This window comes from Okeania sp. (genome assembly GCF_035285525.1).
Lineage (GTDB): Bacteria > Cyanobacteriota > Cyanobacteriia > Cyanobacteriales > Microcoleaceae > Trichodesmium.
In genome coordinates, this window is the sequence record NZ_JAYKGW010000089.1 from 1 (window position 1) to 17090 (window position 17090).

At 36.1% G+C, this 17090-nt stretch carries 10 protein-coding genes; 6 read left to right on the plus strand and 4 right to left on the minus strand.

Features of this window, described 5'->3' with window-relative positions:
• Positions 1-202 precede the first annotated feature (202 nt).
• Complete coding sequence (locus VKJ25_RS08550) at positions 203-1669, minus strand: ABC transporter substrate-binding protein (protein ID WP_324236202.1); 1467 nt, start codon at positions 1667-1669, stop codon at positions 203-205.
• Between the two features lie 98 nt (positions 1670-1767).
• Complete coding sequence (locus VKJ25_RS08555; protein WP_324236203.1) at positions 1768-3189, minus strand: serine/threonine-protein kinase; 1422 nt, start codon at positions 3187-3189, stop codon at positions 1768-1770.
• 535 nt (positions 3190-3724) lie between these two features.
• Here VKJ25_RS08555 and VKJ25_RS08560 point away from each other — a divergent pair.
• The 4 genes from VKJ25_RS08560 (at position 3725) to VKJ25_RS08575 (ending at position 10589) form a co-directional block, all read left to right on the plus strand.
• Positions 3725-5698 carry an AMP-binding protein gene (locus VKJ25_RS08560; protein ID WP_324236204.1) on the plus strand — a complete coding sequence of 658 codons (1974 nt, stop codon included), beginning with the start codon at positions 3725-3727 and terminating at the stop codon, positions 5696-5698.
• A gap of 671 nt (positions 5699-6369) precedes the next feature.
• Entirely contained in the window at positions 6370-6819 is a 450-nt protein-coding gene (locus VKJ25_RS08565; protein ID WP_324236205.1) for a YlqD family protein, read from the plus strand.
• A 464-nt stretch (positions 6820-7283) separates the two neighbouring features.
• Complete coding sequence (locus VKJ25_RS08570; RefSeq protein WP_324236206.1) at positions 7284-8582, plus strand: dihydrolipoamide acetyltransferase family protein; 1299 nt, start codon at positions 7284-7286, stop codon at positions 8580-8582.
• A 1011-nt stretch (positions 8583-9593) separates the two neighbouring features.
• A complete protein-coding gene (locus VKJ25_RS08575) occupies positions 9594-10589 on the plus strand; it encodes a zinc-dependent alcohol dehydrogenase family protein (RefSeq protein ID WP_324236207.1) in 996 nt (331 codons plus the stop codon).
• 1157 nt (positions 10590-11746) lie between these two features.
• Here the strand turns inward: VKJ25_RS08575 and VKJ25_RS08580 are convergent.
• Together VKJ25_RS08580 and VKJ25_RS08585 are read right to left on the minus strand one after the other, a co-directional pair.
• Entirely contained in the window at positions 11747-12184 is a 438-nt protein-coding gene (locus VKJ25_RS08580; RefSeq protein WP_324236208.1) for a DUF4079 domain-containing protein, read from the minus strand.
• A gap of 336 nt (positions 12185-12520) precedes the next feature.
• Positions 12521-13096: a rhomboid family intramembrane serine protease gene (locus VKJ25_RS08585; RefSeq protein WP_324236209.1), complete on the minus strand. Its 576-nt coding sequence runs from the start codon at positions 13094-13096 to the stop codon at positions 12521-12523.
• Between the two features lie 852 nt (positions 13097-13948).
• Here VKJ25_RS08585 and VKJ25_RS08590 point away from each other — a divergent pair.
• Together VKJ25_RS08590 and VKJ25_RS08595 are read left to right on the plus strand one after the other, a co-directional pair.
• Positions 13949-15304 (plus strand): hypothetical protein, encoded by a 1356-nt coding sequence (locus tag VKJ25_RS08590; protein WP_324236210.1) that lies wholly within the window; start codon positions 13949-13951, stop codon positions 15302-15304.
• A gap of 645 nt (positions 15305-15949) precedes the next feature.
• On the plus strand, positions 15950-17090 hold a 1141-nt coding region (locus tag VKJ25_RS08595), incomplete at its 3' end, for a DUF1822 family protein (protein WP_324236211.1).

Below are 17090 nucleotides of genomic sequence, written 5' to 3' on the forward strand. Positions count from 1 at the left end.
GAACCCATTTGGGGTCTTTACACGCATTGAGGATTGGGAGTCAGGAGACAGGAGACAGGAGTCAAGAAATCGAGAAGTAAAATAGGGAAAAAAGTATAAAAATAGTTCTATTATGCACCATCTCCCCTACTCCCCTACTCCCCTACTCCCCTACTCCCCTACTCCCCCCTGTTCCCTGTTCCCTGTTCCCTGTTCCCTGTTTTTAAGGATCAATAGGTACAAAGTCATACCCAGAACCAGTGTTCTGCACTTCCACTAACTGAATATCACCATCATAGTCCCCAGTATCTAAAAATTTAACAGTTGCAAACGCTCCAGGTGAAGAAAAATCTGATGATAATTTCTCCTGAACACCTTCACGAGTTGGTTCAGTTTGATCATTAATTGCTTTCGCCAGAGCGATAGTTGCATCATAGGCAGTAATAGTTCGCCAGCTCACTTGTGAAGTTCCCCAAAGTTTTTGAGCGCGATTGAGAAAATCTGAGTTTTGGTTATTTGCATCAATGTGCCATGCTACTGCTACAATTATTCCTAAAGCATTTTGATCTTGCTCAATAGTTTTGGAAGAATAGACAGCATCTCCAGCTACTATTGGGAACCTTCTTTTGTTAACCCGGACTATTTCCAAGGCTTTACTTAAATCACCAGAAGTTGGAGCTAGCACTACTAACAAATTTTCTGAATCTTTATCTTTTTCTGCTTCACTGAGAACATTAGCTGCTTTCTCCCCCCAGTCTGAAGAGTCATCGTCTAACCATTTAGATAGATCGCAATTATCGTCATCCGCCAGAATAATATTCGAGTTTCCAAATTCATTCCTAAATTTTTCTCTTAGTGATTTGCTGTAGTCATTATCTGAGTTATAAAACACTACCGCTTTTTCTACGTCTAACTTATCTTTAGCATATCTGACTAAAGCTTCTGCAGCCACTTTATCACTCGGTACAGTACGAAAAAAATAAGGAGTACCTGTCAAAGAAACAGAGGTACTGGTAGGAGAAATATATACAAGTTGAGAATTTTTATACATATCCGCTACTGCTTTAGAAGCTTCACTTGAGTAATGTCCAACCACTCCCAGTATTTCTTTTCTCTTCCCTAACTCTGTGGCAACTTTTTTCGCAGTTTCTGCATCATTATCATAGATTGTATCATTATCATCACTAGCAATTGCTATCTTCAGCATTGCTCCATTTCCTCTTAAATCATTATTCTTCTGGTTCCAGTCATACTGAGCATGGGCAACTCCACGCAAAACTTCCAAAGACTTGGGTAACTCACTGCTGAATGGCATAGATACAGCTATTGTAGAGGGCTTTTTAATTTTTTCAATTTCTAGGTTATTCAGAAAAATTCGAGCTTCTGGATCGTTAGGTTCAGATTTCAAGTAATCAGTTAAAATTCTGATGGCAGTATCAAATTGCCCATTCGTTATTGCAATAACTGCTATTTCTCTTTGAGGATTAAAGCTCTCTTTAGGAGGTGCTAAAGATTTTTCTCCAAATGTAATCCGCTCTGAAATATTGCTACTATTATCTGAAAGAGTTTCACCATTATCTGGAATAGTCTTACTACTTGATTGAGTATTAGAATCACAAGCAGCGACGCTAAAGACTATGAAACTAAGGAGTATCAGTCTTAGCAGTTTAATTCGTAATATTCTGTTCATAAATAAAAATTCAGATCAAAGTCAATTAATATTCGTTTTAAGGAGAATTAAATTATGCAAAAAAAAAGAAGTTGACAGATTTGGTAACTCTCTTCAGATCATAATTTACAGCCAGCAACCTTAGTTAAAATGAAAATTTTATTTTCATAGTTACTGGTGGGATGTCCGTTGGGGAGATGTCCCTTGGGAGCATCTATCGTAAACTTCAGGTTCTCCTCCTGCAAGAGGTAGCCATTACCATCCTCATCTGTACCTGTTTTCCATCCTACAGCGATCGCGAACCGTCGCAAAGCCCGAACATCTTCATCTCTCACAGCTTTCAGGGTATCCCCATTTTCTTGAATCACCTCAAGTTGAGAAGTGTAGCCAAATTTACCGTTCGATCTTTCTCTCCAAATTTGATTTATTCGTTGCAAATCTGAGCAAGAAAAATTATTTGCCTCTTCTTTAGATATGTAAGAATAATTTCCATCTCGATCGCCAACTTGGTTAATTAATTGCCAATTTTGTTGATCTGCTTTGCGCCATTTTCCTGCTGCTGCGAAATCATCCAAATGCTTGTACATTGCTTCCACATCTTTTCCCACTCCTGCTTCCATGACTCCTTTTGAGAATATAGAAGTAAGAATTACAAAAGCAAGAACACCGAAAGCAATAATACCAGAAAAAATTCCCAAACGTTTCATAGAAACAGGGGTTTTACCTATATTCTTTAATTCGGTTATCACTTCATCAACATTTTGATAGCGACTTCTCCAGTCATACAATACCATTTTATCCAGAATCAGAGCCAAATCCTTACTCACATCAACTTGGTTTTTCCAAATAATTTCACCAGTGGATGGATTTTCGGGAAACTTATTTACCCGCATTCCAGTTAATGCCTCAATAGCGATCATTCCTACAGCATAAATATCACTACAAAATTTAGGTTTACCTGCTGCTTGTTCGCTAGGCATATATCCAGGAGTTCCTATTACCATTGTTGTCATTGTATGACCTCCACTGGTTACAGTTAATCCTTTAATTTCTTTAACTGCCCCAAAATCTATCAAAACAATTTTGCCATCAGATTTTCTCCGCATAATATTCTCAAGTTTTAAGTCACGATGAATTACATTTTGCTGATGTACATATTTTAAAACTTCTAAGATTCCAATTAATAGTTTAATAGTCTCATTTTCGGTAAACTTTTTATTAGGATCGATCTCTTTTGTTAAGTTATTTTCTGCAACAAATTCTTGTATTAAATAAAATTGTCCTGCCTCTTCAAAATAGTCAAAAAACGTAGGTATCTGATTATGTTTACCCAAGTTTTTTAAAGCTTTTGCTTCTTTTTCAAATAAACGTTTAGCAAGTTGAAAAACTTCAGGTCGCTGGTCTAATGGAGTTAGTTGTTTAACCACACATTGAGGATGATGAGAATGGGATAAATCAATTGCTAGGTAAGTAGTTCCAAAATTACCTTGTCCTAACTGAGATTTAATTTGATAACGATTCCTAAGTATTCTGTTAATCATTTTTTTTTGGAGAAAGTTAATTCTAATCTTTTACATCAACTTGTATAAGGTAGATTTCGTTTACTTAACAATCATTAAATTGGGAATTTTGACAGTTGATACACATCAAGAATACTATCATAAATTACTTTTGAATTTTGAATTTTGAATTTTGACTTGGGGGTGGCGCTGCCTCATATTTTGCCAAAGGTCCAGTAGTGCGTTAGCGAAGCGTAACGCACCAACTATCTTTCAATAGACCTCCAATAATAAAAACATAAAATCAATTTTCTTACAGAAATTATTAATTCTTTCTCTATAATTTCTACTCTCTTTTTTCTGGAAATATCTAATCTTTCGGTGCGTTAAGCTTTCCTAGGGAATGCTGCGCAAACGCTTTTCATGTCGCGCAGCGAAACACACCCTACTGGTTACTCTGGCAAAATAAGAACAAATCAATGATATATGTAAGTTAAAAAATCGTCCCTCAAATTAGCCAAGTTATCTAAAATTCTTAGATAATAGATTTGTCACCAATAGTTTTAGGAAGTAGACAATGACCACATCTACCCAATCTCCCTCCTCTCCCAACTCTTGGCAAATGAGCGATCGCGAACGTGCCAATCTCCAAAAAGTCACTCTCTATGACAATGTTCAATCTCTCCCAGAAATATGGCCTTTAGCTGCCCAATATTTCGGCAAAACTACTGCCCTATATGACCCCCACGCCACACCAGAAGTAAAATTTACCTACGAAGAACTCAATCAACAAATTCAAAAGTTTGCTGCTGGTTTACAATCCTTGGGGGTTGTACCCACAGACAACAACACATCTCCACCGCCAAGAGTTGCCTTATTTGCTGACAATAGTCCCAGGTGGATGATAGCTGACCAAGGTATTATTATGGCGGGTGCAGCAGATGTAGTTAGAAGTGGCACTGCTGATGTAGAAGAATTGGTTTATATTCTTCAGAATAGTGGCAGTATTAGTTTGGTCGTCGAAAACTTGGCCCTGTTGCAGAAATTGAGCGATCGCCTCCAAGACCTACCTATACATTTAGTTATTCTCCTATCTGAGGAAGACCCAAACCCTGACGGCAGTTTACCCGTAGTCAAATTTTCCCAAGTCATTGCCACAGGAGAAGACCGCTCCCTTAAACCAACCAATCAAAATCTGGAAACTCTCGCTACCCTACTCTACACTTCCGGAACTACAGGTAAACCCAAAGGAGTAATGCTCACCCACGGCAACTTGCTCTATCAAATCAATAGTATAGGTGCAATTTTACAACCAGAACCAGGAGAATGCACCTTAAATATATTACCAACATGGCATAGTTTTGGTAGAACAGGAGAATATTTTTTCCTCTCCCAGGGGTGTACCCAAATTTATACTAATAAGCGTTATCTAAAAAAGGATTTCCAAGAACACAAACCCCACTACGTTATGAGCGTGCCCAGGATTTGGGAATTAATTTATGACGGAGTACAAAAACAACTACGGGAACAACCAGCAAATAAACAAAAATTAGCCAACTTTTTCTTCAATATAAGTCAGATGTATATTACATCTAGGCGTATTAGTCAAGGATTAGTTTTAAAACTTAACCAACCCTCTCTATTTGAGAAATTGTTGGCTACCTTAAAAAGTTGGGTATTATTACCTCTTCATATTTTGGGAGAAAAAATTGTCTATCAAAAAATCCGTCAAGCTACCGGAGGTCGGTTAAAATTTGCTGTTAGTGGGGGTGGTTCCCTAGCAATGCACCTAGAAAATTTCTTTGAAGCAGTTGGTATAGATTTATTAGTTGGATATGGTTTAACCGAAACTTCCCCAGTTTTGACCGCTCGATACCATTGGCAAAATTTGCGGGGGTCTGCTGGCAGAAGTCTTCCGGGAACTGAGATTAAAATAGTAGAGCCAGAAACTGGCAAAACTTTACCTCCGGGAGAGAAAGGAATAGTTTTAGGGAAGGGTCCACAAATTATGGTTGGTTATTATCAAAATCCTGAAGCAACCAAAAAAGTTATTGACTCAGAGGGTTGGTTTAATACAGGCGATATTGGTTGGATGACTCCTAGAAATGATTTAGTCTTAACTGGACGAGCAAAAGATACAATTGTTTTGACTAATGGGGAGAATATTGAACCTCAACCGATTGAGGATGCCTGTGCCCGGAGTCAATATATAGACCAAATTATGTTGGTGGGGCAAGACCAGAAATCTCTGGGGGCTTTAATTGTACCAAATGTTGAGGCTGTGCAGTTATGGGTTAATCAAGGTAAAACTTCAGAGTCATTACCACAAATTGACTGGAATAGTCAAGCAATTCAAGATTTGTTCCGTCAAGAATTGAATAGAGAGGTAAAAAATCGTCCTGGATATCGGCCAGACGATCGGATTGGATCATTTAGCTTGATTTTGGAGCCATTTACAATAGAAAATGGCATGATGACCCAAACCATGAAGATTAAACGTCCTATTGTCACGGAGTATTACCGCGATATGATTAACGGAATGTTTAATTAATTAGGGAGTAGGGAGTAGGCAGTAGGGCAGTAGGGGAGGGAGTAGGGGAGTAGGGGAGTAGGGGAGTAGGTAGGGACGTTTTGCTGGGCAAAATGAAACGCATTTTTGTTATGCAACGTCCCGACAGATTCAAGAGGAATAGGGAGTTATAGAGGAGTTACACGGTTCCGGATAAATCGGATTTCTCGGAAACCGTAAAATTATCCCTTGCCTAACTATGCCCAACTCTTACCTAAATACTAAATTTTTCAGCCTTCTGAGGCAAAAATCTGGTACTTTTTTTGACCTAAAAATCCTCAAACCTTTATCTATCAATGCTTCTATATTTAATCAGCTAGCCCTAATTAATTAGGGATTAGGGCAGAGCTTTTTATTTGTTTGCCTAAAATGGTAACTTTTTGCTAGTTTAGAACTACAAAAGGTTGCACTTTTTTTTGCTCCCAAAAGGCTACAGAATCTACAAATAAATCCTATTAGATTTTATCAGCAAACCCTAATTATTTTTGATTTAGTTTTTTGATCGAAATCATCTAAAATCAAACTAATTAGGGAGTAGGGAGTAGGGAGTAGGGAGTAGTTAGGAGAAATAGGATTTAGAAATCCTAACCTTTGCTTCAACTGCTATGTTACCTCAAATGTACAAACAGAAATAAACTGAAACAGAAAATTTTATGGAATATTCTCAAACACAATTACTTCTAAAGCGAGCAATTAATGTTAAAGTGGTTGTTACTCCACGTTGGAAAGAAGAAGCTCAACAACAATTGCAAGCTCAAATTAATAGTTTAGATAGCCAATTACAGCAGCTAGAAATGCAAGGACAAAAGGCAATTTCTGAAATTCAAAAGCAAAGTGTACAACCTCCAGGTCCCCAAATCAAACAGCAAATTGAAAATATTCAATTGCAGGTAAATCAAAAGAAAAATGAACTTTTGGAGCAGAAAAATCAAGCTCTACAACAATTACAACAAGTACAATCATTAGAACTAGAACAACAAGTTAATCAAGGTCAAATAGAAAGTGTATTTACGGCAGATATTGGAGATAATTTGGTCAAAAAAATGCAAGTAGAAATTCTGCTTCGGGATGGAGTAATTGAAGAAGTACGGGGTGATGTTTAAAAGAAAATTTATAAGTATTCAGCTATTAGCTACTAGCCTAAAAATTTGTGCCTAATTTATTTAGGTATCTTGATTGCGGAGTATTTCCAAACAGAAAAACTTGGGTTGAAATTTCTGACTCCTATAATTCTTATAATATTGAATTTTAGGAAGGGTTGAAATATCCTTCAGAAAAAAACCTGACCGCTGATTGGTGAACTGCTAAAGGCTTTCTTATATGATATTGAATTTGAGAAGGAGTTGAAATCCTCTTGTCAAAAAAAGCTGACTGCTGATTGCTGAACTACTGAAGGCTTTCTTCTATGATATTGAATTTGAGAAGGAGTTGAAATCCCCTTCTCAAAAAAGCTGATTTCTGAAGTCTTTAAATAGCCTTTAGATATTATCTTTCTACTTCAATAGTAGTCAGCTAATAGCTAATTCCATTTACAAATTTGCTCGAAAAAAAACGAAGGAAAACTAACATGATTAACGACATATTTATGCCTGCTCTAAGTTCCACTATGACCGAGGGAAAAATTGTTTCTTGGCAAAAATCCCCTGGTGATTGGGTAGAAAAAGGTGAAACCGTCTTAGTGGTAGAATCAGACAAAGCCGATATGGATGTAGAGTCCTTTTCCTCTGGATATTTGGCCACAATAGTTGTAGCCGCCGGAGATGTTGCTCCAGTAGGTTCAACCATAGCTTTATTGGCCGAAACTGAAGCAGAAATTGAACAAGCTAAACAGCAGGGAGGAGCTACAGCAAAGCCAGAAACAACTTCTGATACTGCATCTAGCTCTGGAACTGCTGTTGCCACAGCTCCCGCTACTACAACAACAGAAGTCCAAGATAATTCCAGTCTTCGTAATGGCCGGGTTATTGCTTCTCCTCGTGCCCGGAAATTGGCCAAAGACTTGAAAGTAGATTTGAATACCCTCAAAGGTACTGGTCCTCATGGTCGTATTGTGGCAGAGGATGTGGAAAAAGCAGCGGGTCGTACTCCGACGACCGTAGCTGTATCGGCAAAAACTGCTACTCCTGTCGTTCCTACTCAACCATCTATTCCCGCACCTCCGATACCATCTGCACCTCCGACCCCAGTAACTCCTGGTCAAGTTGTGCCAATGAATACTTTACAAAATGCAGTGGTACGGAATATGATGGCAAGTTTATCTGTACCTACATTCCACGTTGGTTATACGATCGCCACAGATAATTTAGATGGGTTATACAAACAGATTAAATCTAAGGGTGTCACCATGACTGCTATGTTAGCAAAAGCGGTAGCAATGACTTTACAAAAACATCCTTTGCTAAATGCTGCTTATGTGGAACAGGGTATTCAGCATCCTGCCGGAATTAATATTTCTGTGGCCGTAGCAATGCCAGATGGTGGTTTAATTACACCAGTATTACAAAATGCGGACAAGATGGATATTTATTCTTTGTCTCGTACTTGGAAAACTTTAGTAGAAAAGGCGCGGGCAAAACAGTTACAACCAGATGAATATAGTACGGGTACTTTTACTTTATCTAATTTGGGAATGTTTGGGGTAAATACGTTTGATGCTATTTTACCACCTGGTCAAGGTTCCATTTTAGCTATTGGTGCATCTCAACCTCAAGTAGTGGCAACTCCTGATGGGATGCTGGGAGTTAAGCGACAAATGCAGGTGAATATTACTTGTGACCATCGCATTATTTATGGTGCTGATGCTGCTGCTTTCTTACAAGATTTGGCAAAGTTGATTGAAACTAATCCTCAGTCTTTAACTATGTAGTAGACTGACACATCTAATGAGTGTGCATGGGGTAGGGGCGGGTTTGATCAGAGATTTTCATGCTTACTCTAAGATTTACAGGACTAAAGCCATGAACGCTATTGGTAGTGTATTGTTTCATCTAAAATGATGCAATAGGTAGGGGCGGGTTTGATCAGAAATTTTCATGCTTACTCTAGGATTTACATAAACCCGCCCCTGAGAGGTGGCTCAGATGATATGGGGGGGGTTGATCTGAGAAACCCATGAAAACTCGTTAACTCACTTGTAAAACCCGCCCCTACAGTATCTTATCTAATGCACAGTTTTAGCTGAAACACTCCAGTAGGGTGTGTTAGCGGATATCGTAACGCACCAATACGCCATGTATAGTGCCTTTGCGCAAGTCCTAATTTACATAAACCTGCCCCTAAGACGGTGACTTATATTATGGGGGTGGGTTTAGCTGACAGAAGTATGAAAAATCCTTAACTTTCGTTGTGATTTTTCGGGAACCGTAACCCTCCCCTACAGAGTCTGATTCCCTAATGCACCATTTTAGGTGTGTCGATTCAGTAGTTTCTGTTAAAAGAAAACGGGTTTATTACCGTGATCTTGTTGTTATAACCACGAAATTTTCTTCATAAAGCGGGTTTCTATGTAAGTCCTAATAATATCAAGCTTCTTCTTTCCTTTATTTTTCGCTGAAAATATTGTAGTGCGGTTATCTTGCCCGTATGAGGTGTACTTCACAGGTAGTGGAAAGCGCTATAATATAAATGGGAGTTACGCAAACCAACCAAAGAAAACGGGTTTATTACCGTGATCTTGTTATTGTAACCATGAAATTTTCTTCATAAACCCGGTCTCTGCGTAATATCATGTCCGGTTAAATAGTTACACTTAATCCCCTCTTCCCTCCTTTGAAAGGGGGGATACAGAAGGAAATATTAGTTCACTTCTACCTTCTACCTTCTACCTTCTACCTTCTACCTTCTACCTTCTACCTTCTACCTTCTTAACTTTAAAATTATGAAAGCAGTTTTAATGACATCTCCAGGGACGCCAGAAGTTTTACAAGTGCAGCAAGTTACTGACCCAATAATTGAAAATGATCGGGAAATATTAGTCAGTTTAAAAGCTGCTGGAGTAAATCCTATTGATACTAAGTTACGCACTCGTGGTACTCTTTACCCAGACCAAATGCCAGCTATTTTAGGATGTGATGGAGCTGGTATTGTCAAAGAAATTGGTAAAAATGTACAAAAGTTTCAAGTGGGAGATGAAGTTTATTTTTGTAATAGTGGTATTGGATTAACTTCAGGAAATTATGCCGAGTTAGCTGTTGTAGATGAAAGATTTGTCGCCAAAAAACCAACTTGTTTAAGCTTTGTTGAAGCTGCGGCTGCACCATTAATTTTAATTACTGCTTGGGAATCTTTATATGACAGAGGAAATTTACAACCAGGTAGAAAGGTTTTGATTCATGGTGGTGCTGGTGGTGTTGGTCATGTAGCTATACAGTTGGCAAAGTTACAAGGTGCTGAGGTTGCTACTACTATTAGTTCAGAAGAAAAAGCAGATTTTGTGAAAAAATTAGGTGCAGATTTAACGATTTTTAAGGATACTAATTTTGTCGAAACTATTTTAGATTGGACTGATGGAGAAGGGGTAGATTTAGCTTTTGATACTATTGGCGGAAAAGTTTTTTATGACACTATTCCAGCCGTGAAAGTTTATGGTGATTTAGTAACAATTTTAGAGCCAAATTATAGCTTGGGAAATTTGAAAATTGCTAGGCAAAGAAATCTCAGAATAAGTTTAGAATTAATGTTAACTCCAATGATGAAAGGATTGACTGAAGCTCAAGAAGATCAAGCTAAAATTTTGCAGCAATGTGGGCGGTTATTTGAACAAGGAAAACTTAAGATTTCTGTGAATAAAACTTTTGCTTTGGATGATGCCATAGAAGCACATCGAATGTTAGAGGGAGGTTCGATGATTGGTAAGATTGTTTTGACTATTTAGGGCTTGTTGATGAAATATCAAAATTTTGACGAGCTTAAGGTTTGACCATTTTCAGATACTAATAAAGTACCAGCTTTTAGGTAGTAATGCTTCAAAAATCTAGGATTTTTGGCAACATAAGGGTAGAAAATTCAGGAACGATTTTTCTGATTACTTCTTCTGTAATGACTATTCCTTCTGGATTCTGGATTCTGGCTTCTGGCTTCTAGCTCTACCACTGATACTTTTTCAGCAAACCCTATTTAGGGTTTGCGCTTCTTCAGTCTTTTTTTAGGGTAGGGACGTTGCATAGTCCCTACGGGAGCGGGGGAGTAGGGGAGTAGAGAAGCAGGAAAGTAATTTTTTTTTGCCCAACGATGAGCCGAAGATGGTAAATTTTTGATTTTTCAGGAACCGTGCATTAAGCAGCTCAAAAATAGGTACTTTTTCCCTACCTAAAAAGGCTAAAAATTTTATCTGTCAATACTTTCATATTTCCATACGCAAGCCCTAAATAAGGAACTTCAGCTAACACAATATGTGACAATAAAATTTGTTGTTGCTGCCGATAAACTTCTGCTACTTCAATCAATATGTCTAGCATTAGTTATATTCATCAAAGCTACCACAAAACCAGTATCTACTACACAGAGACCTCTTGTAAAATATCCTCAGAATTAGTAGCTAAATCTGGGGAACCAGCAAATAAACCAATCAAAGAATCGCCCTCAGAATAGTCATTTAGATTGCCTGATTCTAAATTGAGTTATTGTTCAAAATTAGAAGCTTCTGTTAATTTTCGCATTTGAACCACGATTTTTTCTAATAACCATATTTTCTCCTCCATAGATAAGTTATTAATTGCATTTTCTAGTTATAGTAATTTGGACGAAACCATTGGCAATAGAATTAGATTAACGAAAGGGATTATAACACAACTGATGTTAATTTAGTTGGTAGCGTTCCATAGAAAAATACTTTTGAAAATGTCGTAATAGACTATGGAAAAGAGTCAGTAGAAAACAAAAAAATTGACTCTATTTTCAACTATACTATTTAGGGCTGGTTGATTAAATTAGGACTTACGCAAAGGGACTATATATAGGGTATCGGTGCGTGACACTGACGTTAACTACTAATAGCGTTCATGGCTTTAGTCCTGTAAATATAAAAGTCTTTTAAGGCAAATATTTCTGTACAACGCTCCAACCTGTCAAAGACACTGTGGCAAAACTAAATAATAGAATAATATTCGTAGTAATATGGAGCGATCGCGCCCATTTTTGTTTACTATTAATCTGAGTTGCACTCCAAGCGGAAACTAATACCAAAGTCACCACTGTTAAACCAGCAGGTAAATGAGCAGAATGACCCAAGTTACCATAATAACCAATAGTTCCCATTAAACCAATTGCCAGTAACAAAATCACTAAAAATACCATTATTCCCCCAATAATATAATGAAAAGGTCGCAACCATTGGGGGCGTTTTTGTTTATTATGGCGAACAAAAAACATCCAACTACCACTTAGAGCTAATAATGAGTAAGCAAATAGGGAAAGACCCATAGACCAAGCTGCTATTTTCCACAGCCACAGAAAAGAAGGTAAGTTCATATAATTAGGGAGTAGGGAGTAGGGAGTAGGGAGTAGGGAGTAGGGAGTAGGGAGTAGGGAGTAGGGAGTAGAGAGTAGAGAGTAGAGAGTAAGAAATAGAATAGCAGTTAAAGATAGGTATAGAGCATTAGCCTTTCTCAGGCTATCTTTAGCTTATGAAAAATATTCTTTTTGCCCAAACGCCAACCTATTTACCGAAAAGCTAAGGTATAAAGCCTCTCCATTCATCGAGAAAAAAGAAAAAAAGTTCCTTTTAGTCAATCCTCTTTTTGATAAGAAGAGGTAATTATTAATTATTAATTATTCATTATTCATTATTCATTATTCATTATTAAATTATCTATTTCTTTTGCTTTTTCCCAAAAGTTGAGCTGCCAATATTCCACCTAGAAAACCAAATAAATGTGCTTCCCAAGATACATCAGGATCGGAAGGCAAAATACCCCAAATTAAACCACTGTAGAGAAAACCAGCAGTTAAGGCGAATATAACTGATAAAATGCTAAAATCAAATATACTTCGGAGTAATAAAAAACCAAAATAGCCAAAAATTAAACCACTAGCACCGATATGAATAGAACCTGGAGAACCAAAAAACCAAATACCTAAACCACTAACAATTATAGTTACAATACTCACAAAGAAAAAATCACGAAATCCTCGTAACATGATTAGCCAAGCTAAAGTGATTAGTGGCACAATATTAGCTATTAAGTGAGTATAACTACCATGCAAAAATGGGGCGAAAAAAATATTAGTAATTCCCATAGAAGTATGAGGATGAATCCCACCGTAATAATTTAATCTTCCGGCTAAAAATTCGGCATTAAGAATTTGCACAATCCAAAGAATAGCAACAATACTTCCTAAAATTTTTACTTGGATATTCAGTTTTTCTAATAGTTTATTCATTGGTTTTAAATTATAGTTGGTGTATTTTTACTATTTTAAACTATTATAGGAACCGTAAATAGGTTGTAATATTTATAAATGCGGGGTTTGGTCTCCAAATCCCTCTTGGGACTGCTACAACTAAAGCCACACATTTCCGCAATAAACTAATATCGTTCTAATTTTTAAGAGTTAATAATCTACATTGCACAGACTTTGACTATAGAATCTCTAATCAAAGCACTGGCATTTAAGCTACTGAGGTACGGTTCCCGAAAAATCAAAATTTGAGCATTTTTGGCTGACTATGATAGAAAAATCACTCTTACTTTTTTTTCGGCCAACTCCTCTGTAAATCTTATAGCAATGCATGAGGATGGTGAGGTATACTTAACACCTACTACAGTTCAGCCTTTGTTTGCTATAACAACCACCGAAGGTTGTGTTACTAAAATTACTAAATAAAATTTTGTACCTCACGCCCCTCCGAAATTGCTGTAACTACTTCTTACCTGAACAAAAAGATTTTCCGTAAGCAAAACCTAAGTAGGGTTGGCTGAAAAAGTCTGCTAGTGAAGTAAGGGAACACTTATAAATTTTCTGATAATCAGAGTCAAAATTCTACCATTTTGAGACAACAACAGCCAAAAAGTCCGTACTTTTACGGTTCCCGATCAATCAGGACTTAAAAAGGCTAAAATCTTTATCTATTAATACTTTTATACTTAATCAGCAAGCCCTAAGTACCAAAACTGCATAGATTTCTCACATTTAACTTGATATAGAAATAAGGGGAATTTTCGCCTATGTCCATTTTGAGATTTAGGACAAATTCTTGATGTGTACCAAAAAAGGGGGTCAGAAATAACAACTATGACTGCTACATCTCAATATTGGAACTTTATCGGGGTTGGGACTAATGGAGGCCGTCGCATTCAAGAAATTGAAAATGCCAAAAATTTCTTGCTGGAGCAGTTTCCAGAAGTGGCCAACTTATCACAAGTGTCCAAAGAGCAAGAGATAGAAATTGAAAACTATCTAATCGAAAGATGGCAAACTTCTTCTCAAGCTGAACTTTGTTTACGTTGCTTTATCTCTAATAAAATTTGGGAGTATTGCTTGTCTTTGGAAAAGCAATTTCGAGGAAAATATCGTATTACCTGTAATGACTTATCTCCTATCTTGCTTGATGATGCGATCGCTACCAATAAAACCAGTAGTTATCAATCTTTAGCTACGGAAATTTTGACAACATATCAACTTAATAAAAAAGGTAGTTTATCAATTTGGATAAGTTGGATGATCAAATGTCATCACCCACTGAAGGATTTTTTGCTCCAATATAATGTTTATCTAGCTACAGATTGGGGAATTTTAAATAGAGCAACTTCTAGTGAATTAAAACATTTAGGGTTAGCATTGGCAGAACTTCAGCAAGATAAAATTTTATTGGAAAATTATCATGCTGTTTATCGTCAAGACCGTTTACGAACTAAAATCAGAGGTAAATGTCAAGAACCGACATTAGAGCAACTACAAAGAATTGCTAAAATATCGTCGAATACTCAGAATTTATCTCCTGAAAATGTTCGGAAAAGACTCCAAAATATTGCTCAAAATTTACGGGAATATAGAATTGCCATAAAAGTAGGTTTGCCACCTGTTGAAAATATCGAAAATCCGGAAATCAACCAGACAATTGAACAAATTCCTGACCCCAATTTTGAGCATAATGAACAGCAAGCTTTTTTGCAGGATTATACCCGAATAATTCAGAATTGTTTACATAAGTCTGTGGCAAAAGTTATTCAGAATCGTGTTATTCAATTCGAGAAAATAACACCATCTAAACATAAAGATTTCTTGACTGCATTGAAGTTGTTTTATCAAGGTTTTAAAATGGGAGAAATTGCTCATCAAATTGGCCATAAAAAACAGTATCAAGTTAGTCGTTTACTTAAATTAAAGGAACTCCGGGAGGATGTTGGTCAAGAGATTATTGTAGATTTAAAGCCACAAGTAAAAGAATTAGCAAAATACTACACTAGCTCGGAAAACCTGCAGATTTTAGAACAACAATTAAATGAAATATTAAATGAAGAAGTAGATAAAATAATTAAGAATGCTAAAACAGAATCTGCTGGTAGAAAGGCGAAAAATGCTCAATTTAATAGTTTATTTGCTGATGCTATTCGTAAATATTTGAATAGAATAGAAAGTTATAATTAGCAAGCAAAACATTGTTCAGCAATTAATAATTAATAATTACCTCTTCTTTAAAGAAGGAGATTGACTAATCATGAAAATTTTTGATTTATCGCGAATCCTTCCCAAGACTTCCAGGCGCGAATTGTTGAATGAATAATTATTGACTATCAACTCTTAATTATTCAGTAAGCATTCAGCATTCCGCAAAGCTGATATTCATTTAAGCCATGTTAAAGTTTAGATAAGATTTGCTGACTGTTGATAGCTAAAAGCTGAAGGCTTACATTAAAACTTTTTCTTTCTTTGTCTGACTAAAAAACTGCAACTTCTATTTTTTTTGTAAAATGAACAATTAATAATTAATAATTACCTCTTCTTTAAAGAAGGAGATTGACTAATCATGAAAATTTTTGATTTATCGCCAATCCTTCGGAAGGTTTCCAGGCGCGAATTGTTGAATGAATAATTATTGACTATCAACTCTTAATTATTAATTGGTAATCATTCAACCGTCAGCTATTAGCTATTAATTCATCTTGTTGGGAAGGATAAATTAGTCCTCCAAGGAGAATTAAAAGTTATTAATCAAATATCATCATCCTTAGTAAGTTATTGACTTCAAAATCTGAGAGCTATTTGTTTACATTAATCAAGGAAATAATTATTATGAATAATGCACAATCTTCTGAATTTTATCCTGAGTTTGAAAGTTTTCCAACTAACGAAATTAACCTCAAACCAGAACATATTGAAGCAGCCTTAGAAATGGTTAGTAATATCAAAGAATATGAACAACAATGGCAAACTTATATTCATACTTTGGGTTTTTTTGCTTTTCAAGAATGGTTAGCAGAAAGAGTCCCTGAATTATTTGTAGATCAAACTAATTGTTCAATTTTTCAATCAGAATATGCTAATTTAATTCCTGCTGTTTCTAACATTAGAGTGGGAAATTTTCAGGTCTGTTTGATGGTTATGAATTTATTTGAAGAGGTAAATATTCCTGATTTTGTAATTACTTTACCAGAATTTACTGCTCATTTTTATGTAGCAGTAGAAGTGGTAGAAGAGTCAAATTTGGCTGCTATTCGTGGATTTTTAACATACAATCAATTAGTAAATATGAAGAAAAAATCACAGAAAAAATCTAATAATGTTTATCAAATACCTGTGCAATTATTTGATAGTAAAGTAGATAAATTATTGCTAAACTTTCGCTGTTTAGAACCTACAGCTATTCCTTTACCGAAACCTTCAGTAAATTTATCTGAAATGAGTAAAGAAAAGGCTAATATCTATTTGTCAGATTTACTGGAACTGGTGACAACAAAAGCTGTAAATGTTAGATATTGGTTACAAAATCAAACAGATGTAGTTGCTGATTCACTATCCTGGAATTTATTATCTCCAGTATCACCTGCACGGAGAAAACCTACAAGAAAAGATGAGGAAAGATTAGAGAAAATTCTTAACCAAATTAATCATGGTAACAGAATGGATATTCCTCCTCATATTGGTTGTTGTTATAAACACTTTAATTTAGGAGGTAATGAAATTTATCTTTATGCAGTTACTTGGTTAATTTCTGAAGTTGAAAAAGAGTGGAGTTTACTACTAATTTTAAGTAGTTCTGAAGGTGAAAAATTACCACCAGGGACAAAATTACGAATTAGCGATCGCACTGGTATTCTAATTGAAAAAGAGCAACAGCAAAATAAAGAAAATACTTATCCATACGCTTGTGTCGGAGGTGGTTTTGATGAAGAATTTGTGGTGAATATTGTATCACCAAATAATCAAGAAAAAA

Coding starts and splice junctions, on each gene's coding strand:
- VKJ25_RS08550 (WP_324236202.1), bottom strand. CDS start 1,669: ATGAACAGAATATTACGAATTAAACTGCTAAGACTGATACTCCTTAGT.
- VKJ25_RS08555 (WP_324236203.1), bottom strand. CDS start 3,189: ATGATTAACAGAATACTTAGGAATCGTTATCAAATTAAATCTCAGTTA.
- VKJ25_RS08560 (WP_324236204.1), top strand. CDS start 3,725: ATGACCACATCTACCCAATCTCCCTCCTCTCCCAACTCTTGGCAAATG.
- VKJ25_RS08565 (WP_324236205.1), top strand. CDS start 6,370: ATGGAATATTCTCAAACACAATTACTTCTAAAGCGAGCAATTAATGTT.
- VKJ25_RS08570 (WP_324236206.1), top strand. CDS start 7,284: ATGATTAACGACATATTTATGCCTGCTCTAAGTTCCACTATGACCGAG.
- VKJ25_RS08575 (WP_324236207.1), top strand. CDS start 9,594: ATGAAAGCAGTTTTAATGACATCTCCAGGGACGCCAGAAGTTTTACAA.
- VKJ25_RS08580 (WP_324236208.1), bottom strand. CDS start 12,184: ATGAACTTACCTTCTTTTCTGTGGCTGTGGAAAATAGCAGCTTGGTCT.
- VKJ25_RS08585 (WP_324236209.1), bottom strand. CDS start 13,096: ATGAATAAACTATTAGAAAAACTGAATATCCAAGTAAAAATTTTAGGA.
- VKJ25_RS08590 (WP_324236210.1), top strand. CDS start 13,949: ATGACTGCTACATCTCAATATTGGAACTTTATCGGGGTTGGGACTAAT.